Origin of the sequence: Pseudomonas sp. R62 (assembly GCF_000257605.1) — a bacterium.
In the GTDB taxonomy this organism is placed as follows: domain Bacteria; phylum Pseudomonadota; class Gammaproteobacteria; order Pseudomonadales; family Pseudomonadaceae; genus Aquipseudomonas; species Aquipseudomonas atacamensis.
Genome location: NZ_JH635998.1, coordinates 657,406 through 669,665, shown reverse-complemented (window position 1 = coordinate 669,665; position 12,260 = coordinate 657,406). Strand labels below are relative to the sequence as shown.

Genomic DNA, 12,260 nt, shown 5'->3' with positions numbered 1-12,260 from the left:
CCTCGGTGCAGGCCAACAGCCCGACCAAAGTCATCAAGGACAAGACCCTGCCTGTACTCTGAGGCCAATACATTCCACAGGTGGAATGCATTCAAATGTGGGAGCTGGCTTGCCAGCGATGGCGACGGCATCTGCAACATTAATGTCGACTGATTCACCGCTATCGCTGGCAAGCCAGCTCCCACAGGGATTTGGGATTGAAAGAAGATTGTTGGTTCGCCATAAAACTCTGTGGGAGCCTGCTCGCGAAGGCGTCAGCCCGGCCAATATCAAACCTCAACCGGTACCGACAATTTCGGATCGCCCAACGCATGACTCTTGGCATCAAAGAACCGCAACTCAACGCCGGTACCTTCAAACACCTTGGCGTAGTGACGCTTCTGATGCTGGATGAACGCGGCACTGCGCGGATAAATCGAGACCGCCACGCACTTCGGTCTGGCCAGGCGCAGCGCCCGCACCAGATGCGCATCCTGCTCGCCCAGCGCATGGCCGAAGATGCACAGGCTGTCGCCATGGGCCAGTAACTGCTCGTAGCAGAACGACAGATAATCCGAGCTGCGAATGGTCTTGAGCTTGTCAGCGCTCGGCCCTTCGGTGACGAACAGCGGCACGTCGTCCAGGGTCTTGATCGTATTGTTGATGGCGAAACTGCCGAGCAGGGTGCCCTCGGTCGAGGTCAGTTTGCGCGCGGTGCCGTCCTGATTACGCACCAGATGCAGCCCACCGTGCAGGTACAGCAGACGCGGTTTGTCGGTGGCGCTCTGGCTCAGATCGAAACTCGCGTCCGCGCCGTTGAACAGGTCGTCAATGGCCTCGCCGGGATGTTGCAGTGCCCAGTAATTGAGCAGGTCGTAGTTGGTGGTGAACACCGTGCGATAGCGCGCCAATTCAGCATTGAGCACCGCCAGCGTCGAAGGCTGCACCAGCCGCCACGGGATGTGCACCGCGTGCACCGTGTTGATCAGCGCTTCCTTGATCGCGTAATAGCGATTGCGCGGCGCCGCCGAGCTGACCGCCAGGGCCTTGTTGACCCGGCTGGTGGTTTTCAGGGCGCCCAGCACTTGCTCGAAGCTGCGGGTTTGCAGCGCGTCGAACACCGCCAGTTCCGATGGGCTCAGCGGTTTCTCTTCGACCGTACGGGCGTTTTCGAACAGCGAGTCGTAGCCGAAGTCATCCCACACCGCGCGGCTGGCGCCATTGCCCACCAGCAAACCCTGGAAATCGTTCGCGGTGCGCAAGGCATTCCAGTTTTCGAGGGTGGCGTCGACATCGAGAAAATCGGTCATTGCGTGGGCGGTCTCAAAACAAAGGGCAGATGGACGGCGACTTTATCACGAGCGGACATTGAGCCAGATCAACATTGCTCGTGACCGATCGGTCGATCCTGTGTGCACCCGCCGAATCGAGGCAGTCGATCCGGCTTCAGTCAGGAGACACACGATGAGCAGCACCTTCTTCATTCCGGCGGTCAACATCATGGGCAGCGGCTGCCTCGACGAAGCCATGGTCGCGATCCGCAATTATGGTTTTCGCAAGGCGCTGATTGTCACCGATGCCGGGCTGGCCAAGGCTGGCGTGGCCGCAATGATCGCCGAGAAACTGGCGATGCAGGACATCGATTCGGTGATCTTCGATGGCGCCAGACCGAACCCGACCACGGCCAATGTCGAATCCGGCTTGGGGCTGTTGAAGGAAAGCCGTTGCGATTTCGTCGTGTCGCTGGGTGGCGGCTCGCCACATGATTGCGCCAAGGGCATCGCCCTGTGCGCAACCAATGGCGGGCAGATTGGCGATTACGAAGGCGTCGACCGCTCGAGCAAGCCGCAATTGCCTCTGGTCGCTATCAACACCACCGCCGGCACTGCCAGCGAAATGACCCGTTTCTGCATCATCACCGACGAATCGCGCCACGTGAAAATGGCCATCGTCGACCGCAACGTCACGCCCCTGCTGTCAGTCAACGATCCGGAACTGATGGTCGCGATGCCCAAAGGCCTCACCGCCGCCACCGGCATGGACGCGCTGACCCACGCTATCGAAGCCTACGTCTCGACCGCCGCCAACCCGATCACCGATGCTTGCGCGCTTAAAGCGATGAGCCTGATCAGCAACAACCTGCGTCTGGCTGTGCGCGACGGCAGCGACCTGGCGGCGCGGGAGAACATGGCTTACGCGCAGTTCCTCGCCGGCATGGCGTTCAACAACGCCTCGCTCGGATTTGTCCACGCCATGGCGCATCAGTTGGGCGGCTACTACGACTTGCCCCACGGCGTCTGTAACGCCGTGCTGTTGCCGCATGTGCAGAGTTTCAATGCGCTGGTCTGTGCTGACCGACTCAGGGATGTCGCCCACGCCATGGGCGCGGATATTCGTGGTTTCAGCGCAGAGGAGGGCGCGCAGGCGGCGATCAATGCCATTCGCAACCTTGCCAAGGACGTCGAGATTCCCGGCGGACTGCGTGAGCTGGGCGCGAAACTCAGCGACATCCCGGTGCTCGCCACCAATGCTTTGAAGGATGCGTGCGGACTGACCAATCCACGGGCGGCAGATCAGCGCCAGATCGAGGAAATTTTCCGCAACGCGTTTTGAATGAAGGCGCGCAGGCGAGCGAAGTCGAACAGTCCTTCGCTTGCTTCTGCGACCACGGTAAATGTCCGCACACGGCCCCAATCTGAAACCTGGCCGGCGATGTTGTGAACGGCGGATATACGGTACTGCCCGACTGCCAATGAGTGTGCCGCCGGTGTTTGCCATTTCCGGTCGCTTTCGACCGCTGCCCTGGCAATCTCCAGGCCAGTGTCCAGATCGAAAATACTGACGAAACCCTCGGCTCGCGTGACATCTCCCGACAACATCACAGGCGCATTTACCTCCGCTCCCTCAAGCGGTACGAAGACGCCCGGGACGTCGATTTCGGGCCGCAGTCGCACCTCATATCCGCGCTCTTCGCTCCATTCGGACGTGATGCCTGCATACGTCTGGTGGGCGTGAATCTTCTGCTGGCCTGGAGCCTGGGCGCCGCTGATGCTGAACGCCCATCGTCCCTTTGCGCTGACCAGCCCTGCACCGAGCGACTGGGTGTTTTCAATGTTCCAGACCTGTACAAGCGCATCGGGTATGCCGCTGCCGAGCAACAATGTCGCAGGTCCCGTCGTGCTGGCTTCCTCGGGGTAGGTGATGGTCGGCGCCGGGGCCGGTTGTGGCATGTGCTCGTCGCGAGTGCTCATCGTTCTTCTCGTCCATGGCTGATTTGAACGCTGAGGTTGGCATGACGTGCCTGAATTCGAACCTGTAAGAACTACCAGTCCTCCAGTCTTTTTTGCACGGTGATCAATTTCGTTTTCTTCTAAAAAACTGTCATTTGTGTCAGTTGTCCGGCGTGGCTTCTTCGGGTCGAATGCTCTCAGCGAGGGGATCGATGTCGATCCCACAGGAGAATACGAACATGCCGGAATCCACCGCGCCATTGCCCCCAACCGCGCAGTCAGCCGGGGAGCTGGACGCTCTGTTTGGTCTGCGAACGCTGAAATTTCCCGGAGCGGCCAAGACCATTGCCGAAGGCGTGTCTATCACGCCTTCGGGGCAGATCATGGTCAGCGCTACCGTCGAGCAATCGGGCCATTCGTACTACGGCCTTGCGCGCCTGGATGCCGATGGCAATCCGGACCCGGATTTCGGCACCGGCGGATATCTCAGCGGCCGGTTCGGCACAGGCTCGCTCACCCAAGGCGGGCCATTGATCGTTGATGCGCTCGGGCGGATCTGGATGTGCGGTGTGATTGGCGTGGTCAAAGACCAGACTCTTGAATATCAACAAGTCATCGCGCGGTTTCTGCCCGACGGTTCGCCGGATATCGAGTTCGGCGGCGACAGTAATGGCTACCGGATTGTGCCCATGCGGATTCCGGCACTTTTTGGGGCCACCCATGGGCAACTGCTGCTGGCCAAATCCGATCCGCAGCTTGCGCAGCCGGACAGGCTGCTGTTTGTGACCGCGCAAAAGGGCAGTGGCCTGTTGACGCGATTCAATCTCGATGGCTCGGTCGATTTATCGTTCGCCAGCAACGGTTGGCTGCCCCTGTCGCTGCCAGGCGTGGCCATTTCGCTGTCCGGGATCATCCAGCTCGACGGTGGGAGGATCCTGCTGCATGGCAAAACGGAAGTAACCAATCAGGGATTGGTCATGGCGTTCGACCACAACGGGAAAGTTGCACAAGCGTTCGGCGATCAGGGCATATTGCTGTTGAACATTAAACGGGATGGCAAGACGCTCGAAAGCCACGTGACCAACATCGCTGTGCAAACGGCGCAGCGCCTGCTTTTGCTCGGTGCGGCGGTCGAGTCAACGCAAGACACGAAACTGCAACATGGATTCATCAGTGGTATTACCTACGCTGGCCAAATGGATAACGCGTTCAACAACCCTGTCCTCAGCCCGACGGCGCATGAACTCGACCTGAGAGGTTGGCAAACAGGGTTTGCGCTGGATGACATCGCTGGCAAACGTATTGTGGCGGTCGGACAGACCTCGGGCAGCGCACGAGGCTTGCTGACGGGAGGCTTTCTGGTCGATGGCGCAGTGGATGATTCGTTTGATGTCGAGGGCGCGAAGGATATTTCATGGCCAGCCATCGATGCCTGCCTGCAAGGCTCTTCGATCCTGGTGTTGGGTCGCAGGGACGACAGCGCGCAGCTGGTTCGCTTGCTGACCGCACCTGTCATAAAACAGCGCGCCAGCATGGGCAACTGAGCAGTCAGCGGTAAAACCGGGCTATCCTGCCGGCTCGGATGAACCCTGCCTTCGAGCCCACCATGCTGCAAAAAAGCCTGATCCGCCGTCTCGACCTGATCACTCTGCAACTGTTCGTCGCCGTCCACGAGGAAGGCACGCTGACCCGTGCGGCTGCGCGCGAGGCCATCGCGGTGTCGGCGGCGAGCAAGCGCCTGATGGAGTTGGAGGAGGCGCTGGGCATCGCTTTGTTCGTGCGTCAGGCCAAAGGCATGATCCTCACGCCGGCCGGTGAAACCCTGCTGCACCACGCCCGGCAGATGCTCTTCAATGTGGAAAAGATGGGCCTGGAGCTGGGTGAGCACAGCCATGGTGTGCGGGGTTACGTGCGCATGCTGGCCAATCTTTCGGCGATCATTCAGTTCCTGCCCGAAGACTTGCGCGACTTCTCCGCGCGGCATCCGCAGGTCAAGACCGACCTTGAAGAACGCCCCAGCGCCGGGGTGATTCAGGGCGTGCTCGATGGCGTCGCCGACCTCGGCATCTGCTCCGACGACAGCGACACCAAAGGCCTGCACAGCGTGTTGTACCGCCAGGACAAACTGGTGGTGGTGATGCTCCCGGAGCATCCGTTGGCTACGTGCGCATCGGTGACTTTCGATGAAACTCTCGACAGCGATTACGTCGGCTTGCACGCAGCCAGTTCGATCAACATGCGTACCCATGCGGCGGCGCGGCAGGCCGGCAAAGTCCTGCGCATCCGCATTCATGTGCCGGGATTCGATGCGGTGTGCCGGATGGTCCAGGCGAACATGGGCATCGGCATTCTGCCGCAGCGAGCCTATGAGTTGTTTGGTCAGGCACTGGGCTTGCGTGCGGTGCCGCTGACCGACAACTGGTCCGATCGCGCGCTGATTGTGGTGGTGCGCGATGAGGCGGGATTGTCGCCGGTGAGCCGGATGTTGTTTGAGCATTTGCGCGGGCAGGGCGCCTGAATCTCTATTGAATGGGCCGGCCTCTTCGCGGGCAAGCCCGCTCCCACAGTTTCCAGCGTGTATGCAAATTGTGCGGCTGACTTCGAACCCTGTGGGAGCGGGCCTGCCCGCGAAAGCGGCTTCGAATTCACCACATCGCTGAAGCATTCGCATTTCGCGAACGCCCTTTGCCGAGAGACGGCTGGATTCTCCGATCATCGTTCCTCTAGCCTTGGCGACATATTCCAAGAACAAGAGGTACCCCGCGATGACTGCCCCTTTGAGTGCAATCAAAGTGATCGAGATCGGCACCCTGATCGCCGCGCCGTTTGCCGCGCGCATGCTTGCCGAGTTCGGCGCCGAGGTAATCAAGATCGAAGCCATTGGTCAGGGCGACCCGCTGCGCAAATGGCGCAAGCTGCACGAAGGCACATCGCTGTGGTGGTACCTGCAATCGCGCAACAAGAAATCCCTGGCGCTCAATCTCAAATCCGCTGAAGGCATCGAACTGGTCAAGCAACTGGCCGGCGACGCCGACGTGATCATTGAAAACCTGCGCCCCGGTGCGCTGGAAAAGCTCGGTCTGGGTTGGGACGTGCTACATGCGCTGAATCCGAACCTGACCCTGGTGCGTATCTCCGGCTACGGCCAGACCGGCCCGTACCGCGACCGGCCCGGTTTCGGTGCGATTGGCGAGGCCATGGGCGGCATTCGCTACACCACCGGCAATCCCGATTCGCCACCGGCGCGAGTCGGCGTGAGCCTCGGCGATTCGCTGGCCTCGCTGCACGCGGTGATTGGCGCGCTGATGTCGCTGCTGCGGGTCAAGACCGGGCAGGGCGGTGGACAGATCGTCGATGTGTCGCTGGCCGAAAGCGTGTTCAACGTCATGGAAAGTCTGGTGCCGGAATACGACATGCTTGGCCATGTCCGCGAACGCAGCGGCGGTGCCCTGCCGGGTATCGCGCCCTCCAATACCTACCTCACGGCCGACGGCGCCTACGTGGTGATTGCCGGCAATAGCGACCCGATCTACAAGCGTCTGATGCACACCATCGGCCGCGCTGATCTGGCCGAGGCAGAAGAGTTCGCCCACAACGACGGCCGCGCGGCGCAGAGCGGTTTGCTCGATGCAGCCATCACACACTGGACCAGCAGCCTGCCGATCGACGAGGTACTGGCTGCTCTCGAAGCTGCCGAAGTGCCGGCCGGGCGCATCTACTCGGTGGCTGACATCGTCGCCGATCCGCACTATCAGGCGCGGGACATGCTGCTCAATGCCGACTTGCCTGGCGGCGCAACGGTGAAGATGCCCGGCATTGTCCCCAAACTCTCGGAGACGCCCGGCGGGGTGAACTGGTCGGGGCCGAAACTGGGCCAGCACACCGACGATATTCTCGCCAATCTTGGCCTGACTGAACTCGACATTGAACGTCTGAAAGGCCAGGGGGTGGTGCAATGATCACTGACTATTCGCAAACCCTGATCGTCCAGGAAGTCTCGCCCCGCGACGGTTTGCAGATCGAGCCGACATGGGTGGAAACCGCTGACAAGATCGCCCTGATCAATCAATTGTCACAGGCCGGATTCAGCCGCATCGAGGCCGGCTCGTTCGTCTCGCCCAAAGCCATTCCGGCCCTGCGTGACGGCGAGCAAGTGTTCAACGGCATTCAGCGTCAGCCGGGTGTTATTTACGTGGCGTTGATTCCCAACCTCAAAGGCGCGCAACGCGCACTGGCGGCGAATGCCGATGAGTTGAACCTGGTGATGTCTGCCAGCCAGACCCACAACCTCGCCAATATGCGCATGCGTTGCGAAGAGTCGCTGGCGGCGTTCGCTGACATCGTTGCGTTTGTCAGCGGCTCAGGTGTGCGCCTCAACGGCAGCATCGCCACCACGTTCGGCTGCCCGTTCGAAGGCAAGATTGACGAGGATCGCGTGCTGCAAATCGTCGACGCTTATCAAGAGCTCGGCATTCAGGGCATCAGCCTCGCCGACACCACCGGCATGGCCAATCCGCGTCAGGTCGATCGCTTGGTGCGGCGCGTTTTGCAGCGGGTTTCGCCGGCCGATCTGACCCTGCATTTCCACAACACTCGAGGCCTTGGTCTGTGCAATGTGCTGGCCGCTTACGAGGCCGGCGCGCGGCGCTTCGATGCGGCGCTGGGTGGCCTCGGCGGCTGCCCGTTTGCCCCGGGGGCGTCGGGCAATATCTGCACCGAAGATCTGGTCAATCTGTGCGATGAAGTCGGCATTCACACGGGCATCGATTTGCCGCTGTTGCTGAAGCTTTCGCGCGGCTTGCCGGCGCTGTTGGGCCACGATGTCCCCGGCCAACTGGCCAAGGCCGGGCGCAATTGCGATCTGCATCCGATGCCGACCTGAGACACACCAGTACCCCTGTGGGAGCGGGCTTGCCCGCGATGACGGCAGCAAATTCAACGAAAGCGTTAGCTGAACTGACGCCATCGCTGGCAAGCCAGCTCCCACACAAAAGCGCTCCACAGTGAGCGTAATCACCAGACAACAAAAACAATCGGACGCCCATCGGTAGTCCGCCTGGAGAAAAATCTATGAGCCTCAACGTAATGGAGGCGGGCGTGAATCCGTCCGTCGATCACGACGCCGAAAAAGCCCTGGTCAGCAAAGTCGCCTGGCGCCTGATGCCGCTGATCATGGTCTGCTACCTGTTCGCCTTCTTCGATCGCATCAACATCAGCTTCGCCAAATTTCAGTTGCAGACCGACCTGAGCCTGAGCGATACCGCGTATGGCTTGGGCGCCGGGCTGTTCGTGGTCGGTTACGTGCTGTTCGAAGTGCCGAGCAACATGATGTTGTACAAGGTCGGCGCGAGACGCTGGATCGCGCGGATCATGATGTCGTGGGGCGTGGCGACGGCGGCGATGGTCTTCGTCAACAGCGAATGGCAGTTCTATGCGCTGCGCTTCGTCATCGGCGCGATGGAAGCCGGGTTTGCTCCGGGCGTGCTGTATTACCTGACCCTGTGGTTTCCGCAGCACTTCCGTGGCCGCATCACCTCGATGCTGTTTCTGGCCTCGGCGTTTGCCGGGCTGGTCGGCGCACCGTTCTCAGGGCTGGTGTTGCAACACCTCGATGGCGTATTGCAGATGCGCGGCTGGCATTGGTTGTTCCTGCTCGGTGGCGTGCCGTGCATCGCCCTCGGTTTCTTGGTGCTGACGCAGCTCAAGGACCGCATCGAGGATGCGCACTGGCTGACCGCTGACGAGAAGAAATTGCTCTCCAGTCGCATCGCCCATCACGAGCCACACAAGAGCGGCGGCTCATTGCTCGCGGCGCTGAAAATTCCCGGGTTCCTGACGTTGGGTTTGATCTACTTCCTGATTCAGGTCGCGTCCTACGGGTTGAATTTCTGGGCACCGCAATTGATCCGCAGCGCCGGCACCGAAAGCCCGGTGATGATCGGCCTGCTGACCGCCATTCCGTACATCTGCGGGGCGATCAGCATGGTCGTGATCGGGCGCTTGTCAGACGCCACCGGTGAGCGGCGCAAGTTTGTCGCCGGGCTGGTGATCGTCGGCGCGATCGGCTTCTTCAGCGCAGGAATCTTCGCCAGCCACACGACCTTCCTGATCGTCGCGCTCGGCCTGCTTGGCGCCGGCATCATCGCTTCGATTCCGAGCTTCTGGACCCTGCCACCGAAACTGTTGGCGGGCGCCGGTGCCGGCGCGGCAGGCGGGATCGCGGTGATCAATACCCTGGGGCAGTTCGGTGGGATTGTCAGCCCGGTCATGGTCGGACGCATCAAGGACCTCACCGGCAGCACCACCCCGGCGCTGTACGTCATCGGCGTCGCCGCGCTGATCGCCGCAGCGTTGCTGCTGTGGGGCTTGCCGCAGAAGTTGCGTACGCTGGACAAGTATTGAGATTGGCGGCGTTGGCGATGACGCCTTCGCGAGCAGGCTTCAGACACATGAGAAGATTCGCTGGCCTGATCTGTTGAATCCTTCAATGCAGAAAGGGATAGTGCGCGCCAGGAAATATCTTCAAGGAGCGGGAATTGACAATGAAGTCCAATTGGATCAGCGCAGTAGCGCTCTGCGGATGGTTCATGGCTGGGCAGGCGTGGGCCGATTGCACACCGCCAGCGGTCAGCGCGGAAGCGGATTTCTCGCTGTGCAAGGACTGGCCGGCTTATCCGTCGCTGACGATTACCGCGCTATCGACGTTCGTGCCCGATCCCGTCTATGGCCAGGACGGCAGGGTGGGTTCATACGATCTGGCTCTGGCCGTCACTACCGCTGGCAGCCCCAAGCCGCTGGCGACCTATCATCAGCGGTCGGCGTTTCTCTCCGATGCCATCGCGCTGGAGAGTCTGGAGCTGGATACGGCGCGTTATAAACTCACGTCCGACCTCCGTGCCTTCGGCGTACGCGCCCATTTCAAAGGCTCGTCGCGCGTCAATCCGCTGGATGAAACCCTGCTGTCGCTCTACGTGAAAGAGGGCGACAAACTGCGCCCGGTGCTGGATCGTTTGGTCGTCTACAGCTTCAGTGGCGAATGGGATGGCAATTGTGCCGGAGAGCGCTCGGAGACGGTGCGTACGCTTGAGATGGGCAAAACCAGTTCCCATGGTTACGCCGATATCATTGTCCGCTCGGTCACTACGGGCCTGGTCGGTGAGGGGCCACCCGACACCTGCGAGTCGAAAACTACCCACGAAAAGCCGGTGCTGACCACGTTGCGCTATGACGGACAGCAATATTTCGTTCCCGAAAATCTGAGAGGCTATTGAAGGCGCGTCGTTCTACTTTCTCGACCCCGACGGCCACAAGCTGGAAGCCCATGTCGGCGATTTGCAGTCGCGGCTGGCTGCGTGTCGGCAGAAACCGTACTCCGGCATGCGTTTCTGCGACGAACCCTGATCCGCTTCAATCTCGGTGATATAGACTCTGCGCCACGTGTTCTGGCGCTTGCAGGTTTCTCATGACTCCATCATTGCTGTTGGCCGTTCTGGCTTCGGGTTTCATCTACGGGATCACCCCCGGGCCGGGCGTGCTGGCGGTGTTCGGGATTGGCGCGGCCCATGGCCGGCGGGCCGGGGCGGGGTTTCTGTGTGGGCATCTGCTCGGCGATGTGATCTGGTGCAGCACCGCGCTAGTGGCGATTGTCGGTGCGCGGGAAATCGGCAGCACCGCGTTCGATGTGCTCGGCGTGCTCAGCGCGGTGTACCTGTTCTGGCTCGGCTGGCGTGCGGTGCGTGCCCAACGCCGTAGCGGCGACGAGGCGCAAGGCGCGGCGCGGCAGCCGTTCTGGCACGGCATCGTCTTCGGCCTGACCAATCCCAAGGCCTATCCGGTGGCGGTGGCGACCTTTACGGCGCTGCTGTCGAGCCGCGCCGAACTGCTCAATTGGTCGATGCTGCCGGCGCTGATCGCCCTGAGCTTTATCGGCGGTGCGCTGGCTTACGCTATCCTCATCGGCGTGGTCGGCGCGCAGCGGGTGCGCACGGTGTATCAGCGTCATGAACTGCTCATCACCCGTTTATGCGGCGTGATGTTTATTGGCTTCGCCATCAATGCGTTGATGCACGCGCTGCCGGGGCTGCTGCCGAACAAGACTTGATGAAATGGCAGGGACGCGCAACCACGATCACGGACGATTGAAATCGCTGCACTGTGCGGACATCCCGTAGAACCATGGAAAGCCCTAACCCTGCGCCGCTGGCGAGCTACATGGACCTGTTGCTGGACGCCGTTTGCGCGGTCGACAAACAGGGCCGTTTCGTTTTTGTCAGCGCTGCCTGCGAGCGGATTTTCGGCTACACGCCTGACGAGCTGATCGGCCGCTCGATGATCGAGCTGGTGCACCCGGCCGATCGCCAGCGCACCCTCGCGGCCGCTGGCGAAATCATGGGCGGCGACCCGAAGCACAATTTCGAGAACCGCTACCTGCGCAAGGACGGCAGCGTCGCGCATATTTCCTGGTCGGCGCGCTGGTCGGAGGTCGACCAACTGCGCATCGCCGTCGCCCGCGATATCACCGAGCGCAAGCAGGCCGAATCGCGGCAAGCGGCGTTGTACGCAATTTCCGAGGCGGCGCATGCGGCGGAAGATTTGCTGGCGCTGTTCAAAAGGGTTCATTTGCTCATTGGCGAATGGCTGCCGGCGCTGAATTTTTCCGTGGCGCTGTATGACGAAAACTGCGCGCAGCTGAATTTTCCCTATCACGTCGACGATCACGAATCGCAGCCCGAGCAGCCCGGCACCGTCATCGGACGGCTTTGCGCGCAAGTGATCCGCAGCGGCCAGCCAATGTTGCTGACTCCGGACAGCGCCGATGCCACGCCCGACTTCGCTGCGCTGGTGGCGGAGCAGAACGCGCCTTGCTGGCTCGGCGTACCGCTGAGCTCAAAAAACGGCACCATCGGCGCCTTGATCGTCAAAAGCCTCGCGGGCGGTGAACGCTACACCGAGCAGGACAAGGAACTGCTGCAATACGTCTGCGCACAAGTCGCCACGGCCATCGAACGCCAGCAACTGCATGCGCGGCTCAAGCGCATGGCGCAATACGAT

Annotated in this window: 11 protein-coding genes and 1 pseudogene; 10 read left to right on the top strand and 2 right to left on the bottom strand. The window is 61.1% G+C overall.

Annotated features, from left to right (window positions below; genetic code table 11):
- Positions 1-269: 269 nt before the first annotated feature.
- Entirely contained in the window at positions 270-1,289 is a 1,020-nt protein-coding gene (locus OQK_RS04495; RefSeq protein ID WP_016771312.1) for a DUF4917 family protein, read from the bottom strand.
- A 154-nt stretch (positions 1,290-1,443) separates the two neighbouring features.
- Here OQK_RS04495 and yiaY point away from each other — a divergent pair, with 154 nt between their 5' ends.
- Positions 1,444-2,592: an L-threonine dehydrogenase gene (gene yiaY / locus OQK_RS04490; protein WP_016771311.1), complete on the top strand. Its 1,149-nt coding sequence runs from the start codon at positions 1,444-1,446 to the stop codon at positions 2,590-2,592.
- Here yiaY and OQK_RS04485 read toward each other — a convergent pair.
- On the bottom strand, positions 2,553-3,230 hold the full coding sequence (locus OQK_RS04485) for a hypothetical protein (protein ID WP_016771310.1): 678 nt from the start codon (positions 3,228-3,230) through the stop codon (positions 2,553-2,555). The genes yiaY and OQK_RS04485 overlap by 40 nt on opposite strands.
- 218 nt (positions 3,231-3,448) lie before the next feature.
- Here OQK_RS04485 and OQK_RS04480 point away from each other — a divergent pair, with 218 nt between their 5' ends.
- The 9 genes and pseudogenes from OQK_RS04480 to OQK_RS04445 form a co-directional block, all read left to right on the top strand.
- Complete coding sequence (locus tag OQK_RS04480; RefSeq protein WP_016771309.1) at positions 3,449-4,753, top strand: hypothetical protein; 1,305 nt, start codon at positions 3,449-3,451, stop codon at positions 4,751-4,753.
- A 62-nt stretch (positions 4,754-4,815) separates the two neighbouring features.
- The gene (locus OQK_RS04475; RefSeq protein ID WP_016771308.1) at positions 4,816-5,727 is read left to right on the top strand and encodes a LysR family transcriptional regulator; all 912 of its coding nucleotides are present in this window, start codon (positions 4,816-4,818) and stop codon (positions 5,725-5,727) included.
- Positions 5,728-5,974: 247 nt separating this feature from the next.
- Entirely contained in the window at positions 5,975-7,168 is a 1,194-nt protein-coding gene (locus OQK_RS04470; RefSeq protein WP_016771307.1) for a CaiB/BaiF CoA transferase family protein, read from the top strand.
- Complete coding sequence (locus OQK_RS04465) at positions 7,165-8,091, top strand: hydroxymethylglutaryl-CoA lyase (RefSeq protein ID WP_016771306.1); 927 nt, start codon at positions 7,165-7,167, stop codon at positions 8,089-8,091. The genes OQK_RS04470 and OQK_RS04465 overlap by 4 nt, the downstream gene beginning before the upstream one ends.
- Positions 8,092-8,279: 188 nt before the next feature.
- A complete protein-coding gene (locus OQK_RS04460) occupies positions 8,280-9,611 on the top strand; it encodes an MFS transporter (RefSeq protein WP_016771305.1) in 1,332 nt (443 codons plus the stop codon).
- A gap of 134 nt (positions 9,612-9,745) precedes the next feature.
- Entirely contained in the window at positions 9,746-10,480 is a 735-nt protein-coding gene (locus tag OQK_RS04455; protein WP_081489827.1) for a hypothetical protein, read from the top strand.
- Positions 10,479-10,610, top strand: a pseudogene (locus OQK_RS29050) (glutathione transferase); the annotation flags it as partial. The gene OQK_RS04455 and the pseudogene OQK_RS29050, both read left to right, overlap by 2 nt.
- 61 nt (positions 10,611-10,671) lie before the next feature.
- Positions 10,672-11,310: a LysE family translocator gene (locus OQK_RS04450; RefSeq protein WP_016771303.1), complete on the top strand. Its 639-nt coding sequence runs from the start codon at positions 10,672-10,674 to the stop codon at positions 11,308-11,310.
- 74 nt (positions 11,311-11,384) lie between these two features.
- Positions 11,385-12,260 (top strand): PAS domain S-box protein (locus tag OQK_RS04445; protein ID WP_038860554.1); only part of this gene is annotated, 876 nt, incomplete at its 3' end.